At 61.0% G+C, this 19,679-nt stretch carries 20 protein-coding genes and 1 tRNA gene; 10 read left to right on the top strand and 11 right to left on the bottom strand.

What is annotated here, in order from left to right:
- The first annotated feature begins 83 nt into the window (after window positions 1-83).
- The 3 genes from DSM110093_RS04535 to DSM110093_RS04545 are packed head-to-tail and all read left to right on the top strand — an operon-like array spanning window position 84 to window position 3,357.
- Window positions 84-542 carry a (2Fe-2S)-binding protein gene (locus tag DSM110093_RS04535; RefSeq protein ID WP_243266879.1) on the top strand — a complete coding sequence of 153 codons (459 nt, stop codon included), beginning with the start codon at window positions 84-86 and terminating at the stop codon, window positions 540-542.
- A 2-nt stretch (window positions 543-544) separates the two neighbouring features.
- The gene (locus tag DSM110093_RS04540) at window positions 545-2,785 is read left to right on the top strand and encodes a molybdopterin cofactor-binding domain-containing protein (protein ID WP_243266880.1); all 2,241 of its coding nucleotides are present in this window, start codon (window positions 545-547) and stop codon (window positions 2,783-2,785) included.
- Window positions 2,782-3,357, top strand: coding sequence for a hypothetical protein (locus DSM110093_RS04545; RefSeq protein ID WP_243266881.1), 576 nt, complete (start codon window positions 2,782-2,784; stop codon window positions 3,355-3,357). The genes DSM110093_RS04540 and DSM110093_RS04545 overlap by 4 nt, the downstream gene beginning before the upstream one ends.
- 3 nt (window positions 3,358-3,360) lie before the next feature.
- Here the strand turns inward: DSM110093_RS04545 and DSM110093_RS04550 are convergent, their stop codons facing one another.
- Window positions 3,361-4,296, bottom strand: coding sequence for a YihY/virulence factor BrkB family protein (locus tag DSM110093_RS04550; RefSeq protein WP_243266882.1), 936 nt, complete (start codon window positions 4,294-4,296; stop codon window positions 3,361-3,363).
- 168 nt (window positions 4,297-4,464) lie between these two features.
- Here DSM110093_RS04550 and DSM110093_RS04555 point away from each other — a divergent pair.
- From DSM110093_RS04555 to DSM110093_RS04580, 6 genes are all read left to right on the top strand, one after another.
- Window positions 4,465-4,538, top strand: a tRNA-Gly gene (locus DSM110093_RS04555).
- 52 nt (window positions 4,539-4,590) lie between these two features.
- Entirely contained in the window at window positions 4,591-5,682 is a 1,092-nt protein-coding gene (locus DSM110093_RS04560; protein WP_243266883.1) for a purine nucleoside permease, read from the top strand.
- Window positions 5,683-5,817: 135 nt separating this feature from the next.
- Complete coding sequence (locus DSM110093_RS04565) at window positions 5,818-7,626, top strand: ABC transporter transmembrane domain-containing protein (protein ID WP_243266884.1); 1,809 nt, start codon at window positions 5,818-5,820, stop codon at window positions 7,624-7,626.
- Between the two features lie 147 nt (window positions 7,627-7,773).
- On the top strand, window positions 7,774-9,654 hold the full coding sequence (locus DSM110093_RS04570; protein ID WP_243266885.1) for an acyl-CoA synthetase: 1,881 nt from the start codon (window positions 7,774-7,776) through the stop codon (window positions 9,652-9,654).
- Window positions 9,655-9,916: 262 nt separating this feature from the next.
- A complete protein-coding gene (locus DSM110093_RS04575) occupies window positions 9,917-10,159 on the top strand; it encodes a DUF1127 domain-containing protein (RefSeq protein WP_243266886.1) in 243 nt (80 codons plus the stop codon).
- Window positions 10,149-10,409, top strand: coding sequence for a hypothetical protein (locus DSM110093_RS04580; protein ID WP_243266887.1), 261 nt, complete (start codon window positions 10,149-10,151; stop codon window positions 10,407-10,409). The genes DSM110093_RS04575 and DSM110093_RS04580 overlap by 11 nt, the downstream gene beginning before the upstream one ends.
- A 189-nt stretch (window positions 10,410-10,598) precedes the next feature.
- Here the strand turns inward: DSM110093_RS04580 and dtd are convergent, their stop codons facing one another.
- From dtd to DSM110093_RS04630, 10 genes are all read right to left on the bottom strand, one after another.
- Complete coding sequence (gene dtd / locus DSM110093_RS04585) at window positions 10,599-11,045, bottom strand: D-aminoacyl-tRNA deacylase (RefSeq protein WP_243266888.1); 447 nt, start codon at window positions 11,043-11,045, stop codon at window positions 10,599-10,601.
- 1 nt (window position 11,046) lies between these two features.
- Entirely contained in the window at window positions 11,047-11,724 is a 678-nt protein-coding gene (locus tag DSM110093_RS04590; protein WP_243266889.1) for a nitroreductase, read from the bottom strand.
- A complete protein-coding gene (locus DSM110093_RS04595; protein ID WP_243266890.1) occupies window positions 11,721-12,833 on the bottom strand; it encodes a TFIIB-type zinc finger domain-containing protein in 1,113 nt (370 codons plus the stop codon). The genes DSM110093_RS04590 and DSM110093_RS04595 overlap by 4 nt, the downstream gene beginning before the upstream one ends.
- A gap of 71 nt (window positions 12,834-12,904) precedes the next feature.
- On the bottom strand, window positions 12,905-13,453 hold the full coding sequence (locus DSM110093_RS04600; protein WP_243266891.1) for a cytochrome b/b6 domain-containing protein: 549 nt from the start codon (window positions 13,451-13,453) through the stop codon (window positions 12,905-12,907).
- Window positions 13,454-13,504: 51 nt separating this feature from the next.
- Window positions 13,505-14,626 (bottom strand): SPFH domain-containing protein, encoded by a 1,122-nt coding sequence (locus DSM110093_RS04605; RefSeq protein ID WP_243266892.1) that lies wholly within the window; start codon window positions 14,624-14,626, stop codon window positions 13,505-13,507.
- A 35-nt stretch (window positions 14,627-14,661) separates the two neighbouring features.
- Complete coding sequence (locus DSM110093_RS04610; protein WP_347568634.1) at window positions 14,662-15,444, bottom strand: DUF2927 domain-containing protein; 783 nt, start codon at window positions 15,442-15,444, stop codon at window positions 14,662-14,664.
- Between the two features lie 202 nt (window positions 15,445-15,646).
- Entirely contained in the window at window positions 15,647-16,843 is a 1,197-nt protein-coding gene (locus DSM110093_RS04615; RefSeq protein WP_243266894.1) for a toxic anion resistance protein, read from the bottom strand.
- Entirely contained in the window at window positions 16,843-17,757 is a 915-nt protein-coding gene (locus DSM110093_RS04620; protein ID WP_243266895.1) for a 5-bromo-4-chloroindolyl phosphate hydrolysis family protein, read from the bottom strand. The genes DSM110093_RS04615 and DSM110093_RS04620 overlap by 1 nt, the downstream gene beginning before the upstream one ends.
- 3 nt (window positions 17,758-17,760) lie before the next feature.
- Window positions 17,761-17,991 (bottom strand): hypothetical protein, encoded by a 231-nt coding sequence (locus tag DSM110093_RS04625; protein ID WP_243266896.1) that lies wholly within the window; start codon window positions 17,989-17,991, stop codon window positions 17,761-17,763.
- 111 nt (window positions 17,992-18,102) lie between these two features.
- The gene (locus tag DSM110093_RS04630; RefSeq protein WP_093926833.1) at window positions 18,103-19,161 is read right to left on the bottom strand and encodes a pseudouridine synthase; all 1,059 of its coding nucleotides are present in this window, start codon (window positions 19,159-19,161) and stop codon (window positions 18,103-18,105) included.
- Window positions 19,162-19,223: 62 nt separating this feature from the next.
- On the opposite strand from DSM110093_RS04630, the gene DSM110093_RS04635 reads away from it, so the two are divergent.
- On the top strand, window positions 19,224-19,679 hold the full coding sequence (locus tag DSM110093_RS04635; RefSeq protein WP_243266897.1) for a nucleoside deaminase: 456 nt from the start codon (window positions 19,224-19,226) through the stop codon (window positions 19,677-19,679).

Below are 19,679 nucleotides of genomic sequence, written 5' to 3' on the forward strand. Positions count from 1 at the left end.
GACGCTGCGCGACTTGCTTCGCGCGGTCTTGCGGCCCGTTGATGCGTGGTTACATTATACGCAACAGGGCAGAAGGATCACCGATGGAATTGACGGTTAACGGCACGGTCCACGACGTGGACGTGGAAGACGATATGCCGCTTCTGTGGGTCCTGCGCGATGAGTTGGGCATCACCGGTCCGAAATACGGCTGCGGCATTGCGCAATGTGGGGCCTGTACCGTGCATGTTGACGGTCTGGCCGTGCGCTCGTGCCAATTGCGGGCGGGCGATGTAGATGGCGACGTTACCACGATCGAAGGCTTGGGCACGCCAGAGGCGCTGCATGTGGTTCAGGCAGCATGGATCGAGCATCAGGTCGCGCAATGCGGCTACTGCCAATCGGGGCAAATCATGCAGGCGGCCTCTTTTCTTGATCTCAATCCCGAACCAACCGATGACCAGATCGACGCGGCAATGAGCGGAAACCTCTGTCGTTGCGGCACATACCCGCGTATCCGCGCCGCCGTCCACAGCGCCGCCGCCCGACTGCGGGGGGCCTGAGCATGTCGCGTCTGCGCACCATCACCCGCCGCAGTTTCATCGTCGGTTCTGCTGCGATTGTCGGGGGCGTCGCCTTTGGCACCTACCTCTATAAACGTGACCTGAAAAACCCGCTGCTAGAGGGGCTGCCACCCGGCGCGGCGGCGATCACGCCCTATGTTAAGATCGATGCCAGCGGTGTCACCCTAATCACCCCGCGCGCTGATGTGGGGCAGGGGGCGTATTCGGTGCAAGCCCATATGATTGCTGAGGAATTGGATGTCGATCTCGACGCGGTTCAGATCACGCCCGGCCCCCCTTCGCCGGTCTATTACAATGGCGTGGTCGGGGTTGAGGCAATGCCGATCGCCGCGACCTCGGAAACCTTGCTGGCCCGCACCGGGCGCGGGGCGTCGGATGTAGCGGGCAAGCTGTTGGGCCTGCAACTGACCGGCGGCAGTTCCACCGTGCCGGATATGTATGACCGTTTGCGCATGGCAGGCGCTGTGGCACGTGAAACGCTTTTGGCTGCCGCTGTGGCGCAGACCGGGCTGGACCGCGATCAGTTCAAGACCGAATCGGGCGCTGTGGTACTGCCCGATGGCATGCGACTGGCCTATCAAGACCTTGCCGCCGCCGCGGCGGAGATTGATCCAGTAACCGAAGTGACACTGCGCGATCCCAGCGAATGGCGGCATCTGGGCAAGGCGCAGATGCGCACTGATATCCTGCCCAAATCCACCGGCACCCAGACCTATGGCATCGACATGGCGCTGGAGGGGATGGTGTACGCCACGACCCGCACCAATCCGGCGCAGGGTGGGGAGATCATGGGGTTTGACGCAGGCCGTGCCGAAAAGATGCGTGGCGTGCAGGCCGTGCTACCGATCACCGGCGGGGTAGCCGTGGTGGCGGACAATACATGGCGCGCCTTTCAGGCCGTGCAGGCAGTCGACTGTGACTGGGGGCCGTCGCCCTATACCGGCGACACGGTAGATCAGTTCAAAGCTGTCGCGGAGTCTTTCACCGATGATCGGCAGGACAGCCGGTTTCGCGATGATGGCGATGTCAGCGCCGCGCTTTCCGATGGCGAGTTGCTAGAGGCTGAGTACCGTATCCCCTATCTCGCCCATGCCCCGTTAGAGCCGATGAGCGTCGTGGTGAAGCTTGAGAAGGGCCGCGTCGACATTTGGACCGGCACGCAGATTCCGCGTTTCATGCAGGCCAACGTCGCCGCGCTGACCGGGATCGACGCCGAGAACGTACATATTCATGTGCTGATGTCAGGCGGCAGTTTCGGACGGCGGTTGGAGGATGACTATACCCTGCGCGCCGTCGAAGTGGCGCGGCAGATACCCGGTACACCGATCAAGATGGTCTGGTCGCGGGAGGAGGATTTCACCCATGATTTCCCCCGACCGCTGGCCATGGCCCGGGCGCGTGGCAAAGTCGCAGACGGGCAGATCGCGGCCTATGATCTGGCTATCGCTGCGCCATCTACCGCAGAGTCGCAGATGGCGCGGCTGAACCAGCCTGTTTTCGGCCCCGACATCGCCATCGTGGCGGGCGCGTGGGATCAGCCGTTTGCGATTCCCGACTACCGTGTGACCGGCCACCGGGTGCCCGCGATGGTTCCGGTGAGTTCGTGGCGGTCGGTCGGGGCGTCGGGCAACGGGTTTCTGCACGAAAGCTTCATGGATGAGATGTGCCACGCCGCAGGCGTCGATCCACTGGAGGAACGGTTGCGGCTTTGTACCCATGACCCATCGCGCAAGGTGCTGGAAGCTGTGGGCGAGATGTCGGATTGGGGCGCGGACCTTGGGCCGGGGCGGGGCCGGGGGCTGGCGTTTTGCCTGTCCTTTGGCGTGCCGGTGGCCGAGGTGGTCGAGGTCAGCCAGACTGACGCGGGCCTCAAGATCGACCGGGCTTTCGTCGCCGCCGAAGTGGGCCGCGTGATGGACCCGGTGAATTTCGAGGCGCAACTCTCAGGCGCGGTGATCTGGGGCTTGGGCCATGCGATGAATTGCGAGCTGACCTATCGCGATGGGGTGCCGCAACAGGACAACTATCACCTCTATGAGGGGCTGCGGCTGTATCAGACGCCGAAGATCGAAGTGCGCGGGTTGGAGAATGGCGGCAAGCTGCGCGGCATCGGTGAGCCGGGCGTGCCGCCAGCCGCTCCTGCGCTGGCCAATGCGATCTTTGCCGCCACGGGCCAGCGTATCCGTGAACTCCCCCTCTCCAAGTCCGTGGATTTCGCATGAAATACCTGCTTACCTGTGCCGCGCTGATGCTGGCCGCCCCTGCGATCGCGCAGGACGATCCCAACCGCGTCGAGGGGCTGGCGGCTTGGGACCGGATCTTTGCCGTCACCTCGCACCCGCGCTGCACCAACTGTCATGTAGGCGAAGAGGGCCAGCCGATGTGGCAGGCATTGGGGTATGGGCCAGAGGCGGTGCATGGCATGAACGTGCGCGCGGGCGATAGCCGGATCGGGGCCGAGAGCATTCCTTGCGACGCCTGCCACGTCACCTCTGCCGCTGCGAACACCGTGCCCCATGCCCCACCGCATATCGACGATGCGTGGCGGCTGCCTCCGGTGGAATTGGCGTGGCTCGGCAAGACCTCGGCAGAGGTCTGCACCCAGTTGCGCGACCCTGAGACCAATGACGGCCATGACATCGCCTCACTGGTCGACCACCTGCAAAACTCGGCCTTTGTGAACTGGGGTTTCGCCCCCGGTGCGGGGCGGTCGGTGCCCGAAGGATCGCTCGATGGGCTGGTGCATGATGTGACGGTCTGGGGCGCTGCGGGCACACCCTGCGAGGGGGATTGACCGCTAATCGCTCATCGCGCGGGCCAGTCTGCGAATGCGCAGGGCGCGGTTCAACTCTCCGCCAAATATCAGCACTAGTGCGGCGAGATACATGAAATACAACGCCGCGATGATTCCGGCCATACCTGCGTAATAGCTGGAATAGGTAGCAAAGCTGCGAAGATAAGATGAAAAAAGCATCGCAAGCAGGGTCCACGCAACGGCGGTGGCCACCACGCCGGGCCAGATGTTGTTAAACTTGGTGCGGCGCGCGGGCAGGATCACATGCGCCGCGAAAAGGGCGATCAATAGGATCGTCGCTGACACCGGAAAGCGGACAAGCCCAACGGTCACGGACCTTGGGTCAAATCCCGGCATCAACATATGTAGCCAAGACCCCGCACGAGGGGCCAGAACCAGCAGATAGCCGACGATCACAAGGATCAGGCTTGCCAGCAGCACCATCACCACCTGCACAGCGTAGATCGTGAAAACCGAACGTGTTTCGCGCAGCCCATAGGCGCGGTTAAGGCCGACGCGCACGCCATCTACCCCACCAACCGCAAACCATACGGTGAGCAGGATACCGACGCTCAGCAAATCGCCGCGCGGCACGGTCATGACCTTTTCCACCTCGGACACGATCGGCTCAATTAGGGCAGGGGGGACAATGGCGATAAGGAAATGGATCAGATCGTCGGCCATCGACCGGTCGCCGACATAGGCGGTCAGCGAACTGGTGAAGATTAGGAACGGAAAGATCGCCAGAAGCGCCCGAAACGCCACATTGCCCGCCATGCCAAAGGCGTCATCGCTCCACAGACGCAGCACCGCTTCGTGAAGCACTGCGCGCCCGACCCGCCAACCACGGCCATGAAAAAGATCCTCGGGGTTCTCACTCAGAACACCGTGGGTCATCACGACTTCGCGCTTTTGGTCCTGAGCCGGTCTGGCGTCCATTCCCGTGCCTCATTTTGATCCGTGGGGCATAAGCTAGTGCCCCTTGGCGTTGGCGACCACCTTGATGAAGGGCTGTTGGCAAAAGCAGGCTTATTCGATTGATCGCTCCTAAGGAGCATGGCTCCACTTGACGCTCCTCAAGCGATAAAATAGGAGAGAAACCGTAGCGCGGGCGTTGTGTAATGGTAAGACCTCAGCCTTCCAAGCTGATGATGCGGGTTCGATTCCCGCCGCCCGCTCCACTCTTCCTGATATACTTCATCCTTTTGGCTGGTCCTGCCAAAGGCGTGCCGGATGCTTGGTTTCCCTTACGTCAACGTCTATAGCTGCGCCATCCGCGCGCTGCGTGCGGGCGACACTCCTAAAGGACACATCATGCTAAAGCATTCCACACCGGGCCTTGCCGCTCTGGCCCTTTCCACACTCGCCGCGCCGCTGGCAGCGCAAGAGCCGATGCCCGTCAAGGTGTTCATTGGCGCGATGTTTGAGATTGGCGAAAACACCGGCGACCGGGCGGGCGAATTGCAGCATTGGTACGAGAGATATTGGTCCGAGACTGAAGCGCAGGACGTGCCGGGGGCATTTTCTTCGATGTATTGCAACGACGATGGCGTTTGCGGCGCGGTATTGGGCATGGGCAAGGTGAACTCTTCGGCCTCTATGCAGGCGATTCTGTTGAACCCGGCTTACGATTTTTCGCAGACCTATTTCATGCTGTCGGGCGTGGCGGGCACACCCCCATCGCGCGGCACAATCGGTGATGTGGTCTGGGGCAGTTGGTTGGTGGATTATGACCTTGGTCACCGCTGGGCGCCTGAAGAAGGGAAACCTGACGCGCCGGTTTTCATGCCGCGCGCAGGATATGAGGATTACCGCCGCTTTGAGCTGAATGCGCAGTTGGTTTCATGGGGTGTTGAACTTTCCCAAGATGTCGAGATGCAGGATTCCGATTCTGCGCGTCAATACCGCCAGCGCTATCCAGATGACGCCGCGCAGGCCGCGCCGAGCGTTAAGGTCGGCACGCATATGACAGGCGATACTTTCTTTCACGGGCCGGGCTTGTCGGAAGAGGCGCAGTATATGGCCGAGCTTTACGGGGCTGACGACTATATGATCACAGAGATGGAAGCGGCAGCAATCGCACTGGTTATCAAACGTCTGCACGGCACAGACCGGATCGCCAGCCTGCGCGGCGCGGTGAACTTTGATCAAGGCCACCCGGATGAGACCACGCTTGAGCACCTTGACCCGGCGCCGGGTGAGACGGCCGGTGGCTTTGCCGAAACGGTAGAGAATATCACCCTCGTCGGTGCGCCGCTGGTCGATCAGATCGTCGCCAATTGGGGCGATTGGAAAGACGGCGTACCCGCACCCTCCGCCGAGTAAACTCGCACACCAACACCCTGCGGCGTCTTGTTTTGCGCTGCAGGGCAGGGGTGGCAGATTGTCCCGTTGGGGCGGTCTTGCTTGACCCCGCTCGGTCCCCGCGCCATGACCATGTCGCAAGACAAAGGAATGCCCATGGCCCGCACGCCCACCCCCGCACCGACCGCCAAAGATGAACGCGAAAAGTCACGGCGGATCGGAGCATTGGCGGCGTTGACGCCCTTCCTTGGACCCTATCGTTGGTTGATGGTTGCTGCCGGGGCTGCTTTGGTCATGACGGCGATGATCTCGCTCACTTTGCCCTTGGCGGTGCGTCGGGTGATCGACAATTTCGGCACCGGCGAGACGGAGTTGTTGGACCAATATTTCATCGCAGCGTTGATCATTGCCGGGTTGCTCGCTGTGGGCACCGGCCTGCGCTATGCGCTGGTTACACGGCTGGGCGAAAGGGTCGTGGCCGACATCCGGCGCGCCGTGTTTGACCGGGTGATCGGGATGAGCCCGTCGTTCTATGAGCGCATCATGACGGGCGAAGTCCTAAGCCGCATCACCACCGACACCACGCTGATCCTGTCGGTAATCGGCTCTTCGGTGTCCATCGCGCTGCGCAACCTATTAATCTTTGTGGGCGGGCTGGGGCTAATGCTGCTGACCTCTGCCAAGTTGACGGGTCTGGTGCTGCTGATCGTGCCTGCTGTGGTGATCCCCATTTTGACACTGGGCCGCCGTCTGCGTGTCCTTAGCCGTGAGAACCAAGACTGGATCGCCGCCAGTTCGGGCAATGCATCAGAGACATTAGGCGCGGTACAAACCGTGCAAGCCTTTACCCATGAGACGGCCAGCCGGGGCCAATTTGCACAGATGACCGAAGCGTCTTTTGATGCGGCGCAACGCCGGATCAAGACCCGCGCGGCAATGACGATGATCGTTATCTTTCTAGTGTTTTCCGGCGTGGTCGGCGTGCTTTGGATCGGGGCGCGGGACGTGCGCGCCGATGTGATGAGTGCAGGCGCGCTGGTGCAATTCGTGATCTATGCGGTCATGGTCGCAGGTGCCGTCGCTGCCCTGTCAGAGATCTGGGGTGAATTGCAGCGCGCGGCAGGTGCCACGGAACGGCTGGTTGATCTGCTGCAAACCGAAGACAGCGTGAAAGACCCATCCGCCGACGCACAAGCCCACCTGCCGGACCCCGTTGCGGGTAAGATCACGTTTGAGAACGTACAATTCACCTATCCGGCGCGGCCTGATGTGGCGGCATTGGACGGAATTAATCTGGTGATCAACCCCGGTGAAACGGTGGCTTTCGTCGGCCCGTCAGGCGCGGGGAAGACGACAATCATTCAAATGATCCTACGGTTCTATGACCCGCAAACCGGCCGCATCACGCTTGATGGTGTGGACCTTCGGGATGTGGCACGGGATCATTTCCGCCGGGCCGTCGCCTTGGTGCCGCAAGACCCGGTAATCTTTGCCGCGACCGCTGCTGAGAACATCCGCTTTGGTCGGCCCGACGCCAGCGATGCCGAGGTAGAGCAAGCTGCGCGTGCCGCCGCCGCGCATGGTTTCATCGCCGCACTTCCCGAAGGCTATGACAGCTATCTGGGCGAACGCGGCGTGATGTTGTCAGGCGGGCAAAAGCAGCGGATCGCCATCGCCCGCGCCATTCTGCGCGATGCGCCGGTGTTGCTGCTGGACGAGGCAACAAGTGCGCTGGATTCCGAAAGCGAAGAGCTGGTGCAGGCAGCCGTGGACCGCCTGAGTGCCGACCGTACCACGTTGATCGTGGCGCACCGTCTAGCCACGGTGAAAAAGGCCGACCGCATCGTGGTGATGGAAGCCGGACGGATTGCCGCCATCGGCACACATGATGAATTGGTCGCCAGTGATGGGCTTTATGCGCGTTTGGCGCGTTTGCAATTTACTGATGGGGCCGCTGCCGCCTGATCTGCTCTTGAACCGCGCCACTCCGGTGTTACGTCAACTTTGTGTGACGTTGCGTCTGTTGCCGCCGATTGCTTGCGAAATGGCGCGTTTCGCCGCAATCTGAGCACGGAGAACAAGCCGGAACACCGGCATAGGGGAGGAGACACCATGACATTCGCCGGGATCGAAGACCGCAATGTTATCGCCGCGGAAATGCCGTGGGAAGACCGAGACGTGGCCAAGACGCTCTATGGGATGCTAAGCAATACGACCGCGAAATTCCCCAACCACAACGCCGTCAGCTATCAGATTTTCTCGGGCCCCAAGGACAAGGCGGAAACGCTGACTTGGAAAGAGTTGCATGGCCGTGTGACGCAGGCCGCGAACCTGTTCCGCAGCCTGGGCGTGGGCGAGAAAGACGTGGTGGCCTATGTGCTGCCGAACTGTAACGAGACGACGATCACCCTGCTGGGCGGAGCCGTGGCCGGGATCGTCAGCCCGATCAACCCGCTGCTGGATGCCGAACAGATCGGCGCGATCCTGCGCGAAGTTGGCGCATCGGTCGTCGTCACTCTGCGGCCTTTCCCCAAAACGGATGTGGCCCAAAAGACTGCCGAGGCGGTGCGGCTTGCGCCCAAGGTGCATACGGTGCTCGAAGTCGATCTGGTTCGCTATCTCACCCCACCGAAAAGCTGGATCGTCCCGCTGGTTCGGCCCAAGGGGATGATGAACAATCAGGCGAAATACCTCAACTTCAACGCCGAAATCGCCAAGCAGAACACTTCGCTCAACTTCGAGGATGTGCAAGAAGACCGCGTTGCCTGCTATTTCCACACCGGCGGCACCACCGGCATGCCCAAAGTCGCGCAGCACAAGTATTCCGGGCTGATCTACAACGGTTGGCTGGGCCATCGTCTGCTGTTCAGCGAGCAGGACAATATCATGTGTCCGCTGCCGCTGTTCCACGTCTTTGCCTGCCACGTCATCCTGATGGCCGCCGTGGCATCAGGCGCGCATGTGGTCTTTCCGACGCCGCAGGGCTATCGCGGCGACGGGGTGTTCGACAACTTCTGGAAGCTGATTGAACGGTGGAAGATCACCTTTATCATCACCGTGCCCACGGCGATTTCGGCCAAGATGCAGCGCCCGATCGATGCGGATGTCAGCACCGTAAAAACTGCCTTCTCCGGCTCGGCCCCGCTGCCGCTGGAACTCTTCCGCCGCTTTGAAAAGGCCACAGGAATCACGTTGATTGAGGGCTATGGCCTGACTGAGGCGACGTGCCTTGTGTCCTGCAACCCACCGGATGGCGTCAAAAAGGTTGGCTCTATCGGCGTCGCCTTTCCCTATTCGGATGTGCGGATCATCAAGGGCACGGCGGACGGACCGGTTGACGCAGATGTCGATGAGATCGGCGAGATCTGCGTGTCGAACCCCGGTGTCTTTGCGGGCCATACCTATGTCGAAGAGGAAAAGAACAAAGACCTTTTCTATCATGGGAAGTACCTGCGCACCGGTGATTTGGGCCGGATCGACAACGACGGCTACGTCTGGATCACCGGGCGTGCCAAAGACCTGATCATTCGCGGCGGGCACAACATTGATCCTGCTGAGATTGAAGAGGCGCTGTTGGGCCATGAGGCCGTCGCCTTTGCCGGAGCCATCGGTCAACCCGACGCCCATGCGGGCGAGGTGCCCTGCGCCTTCGTCGAACTGGTGGACGGTGCCAATGTGACAGAGGAAGAGCTGCTCGCCTTTGCGCGAGAGAAGGTTGCCGAACGTGCGGCGCAGCCGAAACACCTCAAGATCATGGATGAGTTGCCGAAGACCGCCGTTGGCAAGATCTTTAAGCCCGACCTGCGCAAAGATGCGATCACGCGAGTCTACAATGGCAGCCTAGAGAAAGCCGGCAGCGCCGCGCGGGTAACGGAGGTTGAGGACAACAAGAAGCGTGGTTTGGTGGCCAAGGTGACGATGAACGGTGCATCGCACGATGACGTCGGTAAAGTGCTTAGCGCCTATACGCGCCCTTGGGAACCTGTGAGCTAAACGACTCAGTTTCGGGGGCGGCTGATCCGCCCTCTTACCTCTCAAATCTCTGTTTGCAGCCCTGCTGCGTTGCGCCGATGCACAATTCCTGTGGGTCGGCGCAAAAATTTTAGGCTTTTTTGCACATAGTTAGGGGTGGGCCTTTCGCGTCAGGCATAGCGCCTATGCAAATTCTGAGGGTTCAAACTAGGGTCAGAGCGTACTACTTCTGCATTGCAGCATTTAACAATGCACTTGCAGCATTCTGAAAGGAGTTGCGCTTATGACGATGGCAATCTCACGTGGCACTACCCTGAGCTCCGCGCTCGATGGGCTTCAACACACCTATGACGGCATGCGTCGTCGTGTGGCCCAGATCAAGGCCCGGCGCGCAGCTTACGACCGAACTTTCACAGAACTTAACGTACTGAGCGATCGCGAACTGTCCGATATCGGCATCGCGCGGTGCGACATCCGGCGTGTGGCGTCGGAAGAACTTTCAAAGGAGCAGACCTATGAAGTATAACAACACCCTTAGCGCCCCCCACGGCTTTTCTTTCCGCGACGCGACAGCGCCTGTTGTTGGTGCCCTCGGCACCGCAGCTGGCAAAGTCGGCAGCTTGCTGGCACGCGGCGTGACCCAGATGCAGATTTCGCGCATGCAGTCCGTCCTCAATAGCATGAGCGACGATCAGCTAGAGCGCGCGGGCATCGACCGGAACCAGATCCCGCAGCACGCCGAAGCGCTGGTTACCGAAGAATACGACGGTTTGTAAGCCTTAGGCTTTCGACCTTCAGAGATCAATGTCGCGCAATAGCGCTGCATTGTCAGGTGCCGGACCCCGCTCCTTCCCGGGTTGATCTGACACCGCATCTTAACGGTCCTCCTCCTCCCGGACCCGTTATACCGGCCGGCAAGCTTACCTCCTCCCAAGCTTGCCGGCCCATGCTTTTCCCGCTTTCGATCAAGGTGCCGCGCTGTCGAGCCACAGAGTCACTGGCCCGTCATTGACCAGCGCCACTGACATATCCGCGCCGAACCGTCCCGTCTGAACTGGAATATCCAAGTCGGCAAAGCTGCGGGCAAAATGCTCATATAGCGCTTCGGCCATGTCAGGTTTCGCCGCGCCCGAAAAACCGGGACGATTGCCGCGTGATGTATCTGCGGCGAGAGTGAATTGGCTGACGACCAGTGCCGCGCCACCGGTCTGAGCAAGGCTCAAGTTCATTTTGCCGCCCTCATTTTTAAACAGCCGCAGTTTCGAAATTTTCAGCGCCAGCTTCTCTGCCCCCTCTTTTGTGTCCTCGGGCATGGCGCAGACGAGGATCAGCAGGCCGGGGCCTATCTCTCCGATGATCTTACCTTCGACCGTGACTGACGCCTCGGTCACCCGTTGCAGCAATGCGCGCATGTCAGTCTTTCCAGTCGATAATGTCTGAGGGGGCCGCCCGTTCGGTACGAAAGGCGTTGGTCGGGTGATCTGAGTCTGCATATCCAAATGAGATGGCGCAGAGCACCAGCCGATCTTCGGGGAGATCAAGGGATTCGCGGACCAATGGCGCATAGGCGGCAATGGCGGCCTGCGGGATGCTGGCCACGCCGAGCGCGGTTGCCGCAAGGGTAAAGGCCGTGACAAAGCCGCCGCAATCCATCGCGCCATAGGGCCCAAGCTCGGCAGGGGAGGTTACGATGGCCACATGTGGCGCGTCGAAAAGTTCGTAGTTCCGCAGCATCTGCGCCTTGCGCGCGTCGCGGTCGGATTTGGCGATGCCCACCGCATCATAAAGCTGAAACCCACAGGTGCGGCGGCGCTCGGCATATGGGCCGGAGTAGCCACTGGGCCAAGCGAGGTCAGGCTCAACCGGGGTGTTTTCATTGGCAGCCTTGAGCAGCGCGGCGCGAAAGGCGTCGGTGGCTGCGCCACGCGTTACGGTCACCTGCCATGGCTGGGCGTTGCACCACGAAGGCACATGGCGCGCGGCGCTCACGATCTGGATGATGGTTTCTTCAGGCAGCGGGTCAGACCGGAACGCGCGACAGGAATAGCGCGCCTGCAAAAGCGCGGCGAATTGGTTGTAAGTTTGGGTCATTGCTGTGCCATGAAATAGCCGACAATGGCGGCGGCAATTAGCCCCAGCACGACGGCAAATGTGATTTTAATCGCGGAGTAGGGCCGTTCGCCCTGCACCTTGCCGGAATGGCCGTTCACCACAAATCGATAGGTCTTGCCGCGGTATTTGTAGGCGGCAAGCCAGACCGGCAGCAGAATATGTTTGAAGGTCACATCGCTGATCTGCGTGTCGATATCATGCACGCGCTGACGGTCGCCGCCGATGTCAAATTTCACGTCACGTTCGATCACGCGGTCCATATGGGCGCGGGCCTGAACGAAGCCTTCCTCCAGCGTGATGCCATAGGCCTCGGCCCGGAAACCGGCGAGGTATTCGGGCGCATAGGGTTCCAGCGCGGACAGATCCCAAGGGTGCAGCGCGTCGGTGTGTTTCTTGGGCAGAGACCGGGAGGCCAGCACCAGCACGTCGTCAAAGAACCGCGCCACCCGGCCCGAGGCCGCGCGCCAGCGGATTTTCGGCACCTGCTGCTGCACGCGCTTGCCATCGCGCATGACGGTACGGGTCACGTAATAGACCGTGCCACGTTCCCCGCGATAGCTTGATGCCGTCTGCGCGTCATAGGTCCAGAAGGGCACGTAAATCCCCTGCATTCGGCGGCCCTTACGCGCGTATTGCTGCAAGCCGTTGGGCGCGAACCAAAGGCTGCCGAGCCAATCTTTCATTGCATTACGGGCGCTTTCTTCGGGCAGAGCAAAGGGCAGCACGGCGCGGGGTTTGATATGGCGGTTGGTGCCGGTGTCGATCACGATGGGCGTGGCGCAGAACGGGCATTCACGGGCGTGTTTACCGGGGGCGAACTCTACCTCGGCTGCGCAATTGGGGCAGGTGGTGACGCGGGTTTCTTCCATTTCGGCGGCGGGCAGGGCGGATTGCAAGCCTGCGCGGAAGTCTTGCTCGGCGATGGCATGGGCGTGACGACCGGTGCCGTCGATCGGTTCAACATTGCCGCAGTGATCGCAGATCAGCAGCGACTGCGCCGGATCAAAGCGCATGTCAGAGCCGCAGGTATCACAGGGGAAACGATGCTCTTCAAGCGGGGCGGCGGGGGGCAGATCGGTGGCGGACATGGGATATGCTTTGCAAGGTTAATCGCGGCGGAGCCTAGCGGCCTTGGGGTGCATGGGCCAGACCTTGAACCTCACAAAAAGCGGTGCAGGCATTTCGGCGCCATGATCCGCAGCGCGTTGTCGCGCAGGCGCAGGTGACGCCAAAGGTGGAACAGCGCATGGGCGCCCGCGATGGCGGCGAGCAGGTAGAATTCATAGATGTGGATTTTGCCAATCAGATCATGCGCATGCGGCAGGTTCAGCGGCGGGGCGACGGGCACCAGATCGCTCGCCATAAAGAGACGCGGTGCAGTAAGACCAAGGCCAAAGCCCGTAAGTGCCACGCCAAACAGCCCCCAAATCAGCGCCTTATGCATCCATTGGTGCACACGCCGCGCCCAAGGCGGCAGCTTTGGCCCCGGTCGGCTGGCAAGACCCCTACGCAGGTAATCGGCGGTCCATAGCAAGCAGGCGGTGACAAAGACCAGCCCCAGCAGCGAATGAATGCGAAAGGCCGTGCGGCCAAAGGGCAGTACATCGGCGGGGGTCACGAGGATGAACCAGATCAGCAGCGGCACCATCGACCAATGCAGCACCTTTAGGGCGCTGCGGCGGTGCGGAAGGGTAAAGCGCGGTGTCATGGCAAAGCCACGGGCAAAAGGCGTGAAAGTTTCACCCGCAGCAGCGCCGGATCACGCGGGCGGCGGCGGAGGGGGCGGTGGCATCACGGTAAAGAGCTGCGCGAGTTCGGCCACGTCTTCGGCCCGTTGCCAGCCGTCTTGGCCCGGCGTCCAGACCAAAGAATCGCGCCCAAGGCTGGCTTCGCTCACTTTGCGGCCCATCGCGGCCTTGGAAAAGGGGCCAGAGGTCGCGCCATCTTTGGCGATATGCCAGACTTTTTCGACCGGCGGTGGGGGCGGCGGAACGGGCGCGGCAGCGGCAGGCGCAGGGCGCGCACCCCATGGGCCGGCCTGGGCGGTGGCGGCTTGGGCCATGCTCATGCCGAGGCCCGCACCAAGGCCGGTTTGCATCGCCGCACCCCCGGCACCGTCGCGGCCAAGCGCTTCGGCAGCCTGAAACTGCATGTATTCGTTGAGATTTCCAACGACGCCCATGGATGTACGCTTGTCCATCACCGCCTCAACCGCAGGGGGAAGCGAGATGTTTTCGATATAGAGCTCTGGCATCGCCAGACCGTATTCCGCGATCTGCGCGGCGATATCCTTGCCCACCAACTGCCCCAACTCGCGCGTGTTTGCGGCCATGTCGAGCACCGGGATGCCAGAGGATGCAAGCGTGCGTGAGAATGCTTGAACGATGATATTACGGATTTGGTAAGAGATTTCGTCCATGGTGAATTCACCATCGGTGCCGACGATCTCAATCAGGAATTTCGCCGGGTCGCTTACCCGCACCGAATAGGTGCCATAGGCCCGCAATCGTACGGGGCCAAACTCAGGATCGCGGGCGATGATCGGGTTTTTTGTGCCCCATTTCAGATCGTTAAACCGGGTGGTGTTGACGAAGTAGATTTCGGATTTGAACGGGCTTTTGAAGCCGTGATCCCAATGCTGAAGGGAGGTCATAATCGGCATATTGTTGGTCTCAAGCATATAGAGACCGGGGGTAAAGACATCCGCCAACTGCCCCTCATGCACAAAGACCGCGGCTTGCCCCTCGCGCACCGTCAGCTTGGCGCCGTATTTGATCTCATGGCCTTCACGCTCAAACCGCCAGACCATCGTGTCGCGGGTGTCGTCGGTCCAGTGAATGACGTCGATGAACTGGCCAGAGAGGAAATCGAAAATGCCCATGGGGGTGGTCCTTATTTTTTCGTCGTAAAGGTGCGCTACACCGGCCCGTCCGTCAACTCGCGCGCGATGATCCGGCTGATCGGGTCGACCTGCTCTGCCGTCATACCGGGGCGCAGACGCGCGTCATAGAGCATCTTAAGCAGAAGCTCGTCGTGGTTGGTCAGCAGGGCGAATTCGTCATCATCGTTAAAGATTGATGGCCGCGCGCTGGGGCTGTCGTTGGCCAGACCTAGCCCCTGAGCCAGTTCTTCGTGAATGCACGATAGCCGCAACAGTTCAGGGTTTTCCGACCGGATCACCGCGACGGCGGCGGTGTAGACGTTGGGATTGTCGCCCGCCGCATAGGCAGCTACGGCGCAATAGGTGTCGCGGCGCATGTTGCGCATCGCGCGTAGCGATGAAGGGCTGACACCCGCGACCTCTTCGGCGGCTTGGGTCAATGCTTCGACGCGGTCATCCTCGGAGGCGACGATCACCATGAAATTAGGCGTGCCATTGGTCGAAACCGGATGCCCGGTGACCCGTGAAAGGCGTCGGGCAAACGCTTTGATGTGGGCCGTGTCAGAGCGGCGCTGCGAAGGGGGGATGCTATCGCCAAAGATGATCCCCATATGCACCGGCGCTTCCCAGCGGCGCAGCGGGCTTGCGCCGCCCTGGCCCGCAAAATTGCCATCGTATTCATTATAAAGCGCGATCTGTTCAAAGTTCCGCGCCAGCATGTCGCTGGTGAAAGGCGTGTCGGGCCCACCGCCGTCTTGGCGCAGCAGGTCTTGGCCCAATTGCGCCTTCTCAACCTGATGCAAATAGCTGCGCAGCATTGCGCTTTTTTGAGATGTGGGTTTGGCAACCTCGGGGGGGCGCGGGGCAGGTTCAGCCGGGCGTGCTTGGGGTTTAGCAACCGTTTGCGGCGCCGGCGCGGGTTCCGCACAGGCAAGCAACAAGGCGCAGAAAGACAACACCCCAGCGACGCGCAAATGTCGGCGCAAACGTCCTTGCATTGCCAGTTCCCTCACGTCGGTCTTAGCTCGGGACCGCGTTGCTGGTGGTGTCCCCCAAACCCGTTTCGCGTGCTTTGGCTGCGGCCAATGTGTCGCGCAAGCGGCCTTCCATCTCTTGCAGGTCTTTTTCTGCAGCCGCACGTTTTGCTTTGCCTTGGTCCGCGATCTGAAGCGATTCTTCGATGGTGCCGATCAGGTCTTCATTGGCCTGTTTTACCGCTTCGATGTCAAACACACCGCGTTCCATCTCTTGGCGGATGACCTTGTTGCTGTCGCGCAGGTTCTTGGCGTTAGAGGTCAACAATTCGTTGGTCAGATCATTCGCTTCGCGCACGGCATTTGCCGCCTCACTGCTGCGTTGGATCGTCACGGCCTGCGCAAGTTGCGTTTCCCACAGCGGCACGGTGTTGACCAAGGTCGAGTTAATCTTGGTCACAAGACTTTTATCGTTTTCTTGCACCAAGCGGATGGAGGGGAGGGATTGCATCGTCACCTGCCGCGTCAGTTTAAGGTCATGCACCCGGCGTTCCAGATCATCACGCGCGGCGCGAAGATCGCGCAATTCTTGGGCGCGCATTACCTGATTTTCTTCGCTCGCCTTATCCAGCGCGGTCTGTTTTGCGGGGATGGTTTTGTGATCCAACTCTACGATCTTGGCCTCACCGGCAGAAATATACAGCGCCAATTCATCGTAGAATTGCAGCGTCTTTTCATAAAGCAAGTCGAGCGATTTGATGTCTTTCAATAGTGTGTGCTCATGGGCCAGCAAATTGTCAGTGATCTGGTCAATCTGGCCTTGCACCTCTTCAAAACGCGCGGTGAATTTGGCGAAAGGCGTGGCACGGCCCAGCAGTTTTTCCCACCAGCTTTGCTTGCGGCGGACATCCAGCTCCGAGACCGAGAAACCGCGAATCGCGCTGACAATGGTGCGCAGGCTGTCGCCTGCTGGCCCGACATCCTTGTTGCGCACATCGGCGAGCATGGATTGGCTGATCTCTTGTAACTCGGCCTGCGCGGCAGAGCCGAAGCTGACGATGGATTGGGTGTCGGTCACGTCAATCTCGGCCATGCGTTTTTGAATTTCTGCGCTCTGGGTCGCGTCGGCTTTGGCCAATGGCACGATGGCGTTGGCGTCCGAAGGTTCGGGCAGGACGGTTGCGTTCACTTCTTCGACCAGCCCTTGGGACTGGGCAGCTTTTTCACGGACGGCATCGGTCATCACTGATCTTCCTTAGTATTTACGGGCGTAGACTGATCCAGCCTGACCCCCTCGCGGGAGAGACGCGCACGCAGCACGTCGATTTCGACGTTCAGATCGCTGCGATCGTCAAGCAGGGATTTCGCCGTTCGAGCGGCGAAATTCTCATCCAGATCGTCGAGCAGCGCAAGGTAATCATCGCGGGCTTGTTCATCGTGGTTGCGGGCATACAGGTCTGCGAACTTCACCGTCGCATCATGCGCGCCGCGTAGGTAGACGACAAGGTATTTGCGGGCGGCTGTCAAATCACGCGGGTCTTCTTCGACGGTACGGATCAGGTGACGTGCGGTGTCTTGGAAATCTGCCAATCTTGCTTCAGCACGGCGGTCCCCGGCGCGGAGGATTGCCTGGCTCATGCCTGACAGCAGTTTTTCCGCCTCGTCCACCACGCGGGCCACGCGGTCTTGTTGGAAGGTGTCGATACCTTCCATCCCTTTGTTTTTTAAGGGGTCAATGCCAAAGGCAGCCACATGCAGCGCTCCAACCGCCACGCCGTACAGCAGCGGGGCGACTGTGCCGGGCTCTGACGTGTAGGCGGCGAGTGCAGTGCCCAATCCGGCCAGAAGGGCAGCGAAGATTTTGCGGGGCCACGCGGGGCGGCGGGCGACCTTGCGCTCGTTATACTCAGCTTCGGCAAGCAAACCTTCGCGCAAAAGCCATACGCCAGAGGCCAACACAAAAGCCCCGGCAAGCCCAATGACCAAAGTACCAGCGCCACCCATCAAAGAGGTCGCGGCCAAAACAATGGGTGGCAGGAACATCAGGTTCACACGCCCGCCCGCTGGGTCAACGCGCAGCCGTTGCGTTTTGCGCGGAGTCTTACCGGGCTGTGTATCGGGATCGGGGCTATAGCGGCCCCCAAAGCGTTGCGCCATGGCTTAGAGCCCCCCGAGAAAGCCGCTGGTCACGCCCAGTAGCACTACCAGAAGCGCCCCATAAGCGATTTTCTGAAAGGGTGTGGGCGCCATCAAGTTTCCCCTTTTGCTGCCCCAGATGGGGCGCAGAGCTGTGCCTGCGGTGTCTGCCGCGCGCCCCAAGAGCGAGGCCGCGCCGAGGATGATAACCACCAGCGCGGCCAAGGCCACCAAAAACATCAGTATTCGCGCCATATTGCCCTTTTCTGACAGCGGTTTCGCGCCGGTCTTGCCTGTCGTTCTCTATTCAACGCGCGCATTACAGCAGCGTTCCAGCAATCGGCGGCTCAGATGGGGGCGAGAATGTCAGCGGCGGGGCTTTGGGCCCCTGCTGCCGGGTTTGCCACCCGTACGGCCACCGGGGCGCGCGCCCGGTTTGGCTGTGTTTCTGCCCGATGTCGCCTTGCCACGCGGCGCGTTCTTGGCCTTGCCGCCACCGCGACGGGGCGGTGGTTCGTCGTCTTCGCCGCGTTGCACCGGCATGCCCGGCTGACCCGCGCCGCCGAAGCCACCGGGTTTGCGCCGCGGCGGGCGACGTACTGTGGTGGGTTTCTTGACGGCGGTGCCGGTGGGGTCTTCCAGCTCTAGCCCCAATTGGTCACGCACGACCTTGCGGCGCAGCTCTTCGACTTCGCCAGTTTTAAGTTCGCCCAATTGGAACGGGCCATAGGAGACGCGGATCAGCCGGTTCACAGTCAGACCAACGGCCTCCATCGCGCGGCGGATCTCACGGTTGCGGCCTTCGCGCAGGCCGATGGTCAGCCAAGCGTTCGCGCCTTGCTGACGGTCCAGCGATACATCCATAGGTTGGAACTGTTCGCCCTCCACGGTGATGCCTTTGCGCAGCGGTTCCAGCATCTCATCGGTGGGGCGGCCATTCACCCGGGCACGATAGCGGCGCAGCCAGCCGGTGCTGGGCAATTCCAGCTTGCGTTTCACGCCGCCGTCATTGGTCAGTAGCAGCAGACCTTCGGAATTGAGATCAAGCCGCCCCACGGTCATCACGCGGGGCATGTCCTCGGGCAGGGCGTCAAAGATCGTTTCGCGGCCTTTTTCGTCAGAGTTCGTCGTCACCAACCCGGTGGGCTTGTGGTAGAGCCAGATGCGCGGCGGCTCGGGCGCGCCGACGGGGGTGTTGTCGACTGTAATCTTATCGTCGGGCGTCACGTTCAGCGCGGGCGAGGTGATCTGTTCCCCATTCACGCGCACGCGGCCCGCCTCGATCATCCGCTCAGCCTCACGACGCGAGGCGATGCCTGCGCGAGACAGCACTTTGGCAATGCGGTCGCCCTTCGCCGTATCGGCGGCGGCATCGGAAGAATCAGCAGTCGGGCCGGAGCCGGAGGAGGGAGGTTTTGCGTTCATACACTGCGCTTACCCTGTTTCACGCCCTTGCGAAAGGGTGGCGTTTGCGGCCATGTGAGCGGATGAAGTTTCGCTCATATATGGCTCAGGCGCTGGAAGAAGCCCGTGCCGCCGCCGCGCGCGGCGAGGTGCCGGTGGGCGCGGTTGTGGTCTCTCCCACGGGAGAGATCATTGCAGCGGCGGGCAATGAGACCCGCGCACGCCATGATCCGACCGCCCATGCCGAGATGTTGGCCCTGCGTGCCGCCTGTGCCGCGGTTGGGTCGGAGCGGCTGATCAACCATGCGCTCTACGTCACATTAGAGCCTTGTGCGATGTGCGCCGGGGCCATCGCCGCCGCCCGGGTCGGGCGGTTGTTTTATGGCGCGGCAGACCCCAAGTCAGGCGGCGTGGCACAAGGCGCGCGGGTGTTTTCGCATCCGCAATGCCACCATGCGCCAGAGGTCTTTGATGGTATCGCCGCGAGCGATGCCGAAGACTTGCTGATCGATTTTTTCAAAGCAAAAAGAGGGGGGTAA

The organism is Sulfitobacter sp. DSM 110093, from assembly GCF_022788715.1.
Lineage (GTDB): Bacteria > Pseudomonadota > Alphaproteobacteria > Rhodobacterales > Rhodobacteraceae > Sulfitobacter.

Bases quoted from the DNA above. Each gene is read 5' to 3' on its own strand.
- DSM110093_RS04535 (WP_243266879.1), top strand. From the start codon at position 84: ATGGAATTGACGGTTAACGGCACGGTCCACGACGTGGACGTGGAAGAC.
- DSM110093_RS04540 (WP_243266880.1), top strand. From the start codon at position 545: ATGTCGCGTCTGCGCACCATCACCCGCCGCAGTTTCATCGTCGGTTCT.
- DSM110093_RS04545 (WP_243266881.1), top strand. From the start codon at position 2,782: ATGAAATACCTGCTTACCTGTGCCGCGCTGATGCTGGCCGCCCCTGCG.
- DSM110093_RS04550 (WP_243266882.1), bottom strand. From the start codon at position 4,296: ATGGACGCCAGACCGGCTCAGGACCAAAAGCGCGAAGTCGTGATGACC.
- DSM110093_RS04560 (WP_243266883.1), top strand. From the start codon at position 4,591: ATGCTTGGTTTCCCTTACGTCAACGTCTATAGCTGCGCCATCCGCGCG.
- DSM110093_RS04565 (WP_243266884.1), top strand. From the start codon at position 5,818: ATGGCCCGCACGCCCACCCCCGCACCGACCGCCAAAGATGAACGCGAA.
- DSM110093_RS04570 (WP_243266885.1), top strand. From the start codon at position 7,774: ATGACATTCGCCGGGATCGAAGACCGCAATGTTATCGCCGCGGAAATG.
- DSM110093_RS04575 (WP_243266886.1), top strand. From the start codon at position 9,917: ATGACGATGGCAATCTCACGTGGCACTACCCTGAGCTCCGCGCTCGAT.
- DSM110093_RS04580 (WP_243266887.1), top strand. From the start codon at position 10,149: ATGAAGTATAACAACACCCTTAGCGCCCCCCACGGCTTTTCTTTCCGC.
- dtd (WP_243266888.1), bottom strand. From the start codon at position 11,045: ATGCGCGCATTGCTGCAACGGGTGACCGAGGCGTCAGTCACGGTCGAA.
- DSM110093_RS04590 (WP_243266889.1), bottom strand. From the start codon at position 11,724: ATGACCCAAACTTACAACCAATTCGCCGCGCTTTTGCAGGCGCGCTAT.
- DSM110093_RS04595 (WP_243266890.1), bottom strand. From the start codon at position 12,833: ATGTCCGCCACCGATCTGCCCCCCGCCGCCCCGCTTGAAGAGCATCGT.
- DSM110093_RS04600 (WP_243266891.1), bottom strand. From the start codon at position 13,453: ATGACACCGCGCTTTACCCTTCCGCACCGCCGCAGCGCCCTAAAGGTG.
- DSM110093_RS04605 (WP_243266892.1), bottom strand. From the start codon at position 14,626: ATGGGCATTTTCGATTTCCTCTCTGGCCAGTTCATCGACGTCATTCAC.
- DSM110093_RS04610 (WP_347568634.1), bottom strand. From the start codon at position 15,444: ATGCTGCGCAGCTATTTGCATCAGGTTGAGAAGGCGCAATTGGGCCAA.
- DSM110093_RS04615 (WP_243266894.1), bottom strand. From the start codon at position 16,843: ATGACCGATGCCGTCCGTGAAAAAGCTGCCCAGTCCCAAGGGCTGGTC.
- DSM110093_RS04620 (WP_243266895.1), bottom strand. From the start codon at position 17,757: ATGGCGCAACGCTTTGGGGGCCGCTATAGCCCCGATCCCGATACACAG.
- DSM110093_RS04625 (WP_243266896.1), bottom strand. From the start codon at position 17,991: ATGGCGCGAATACTGATGTTTTTGGTGGCCTTGGCCGCGCTGGTGGTT.
- DSM110093_RS04630 (WP_093926833.1), bottom strand. From the start codon at position 19,161: ATGAACGCAAAACCTCCCTCCTCCGGCTCCGGCCCGACTGCTGATTCT.
- DSM110093_RS04635 (WP_243266897.1), top strand. From the start codon at position 19,224: ATGAAGTTTCGCTCATATATGGCTCAGGCGCTGGAAGAAGCCCGTGCC.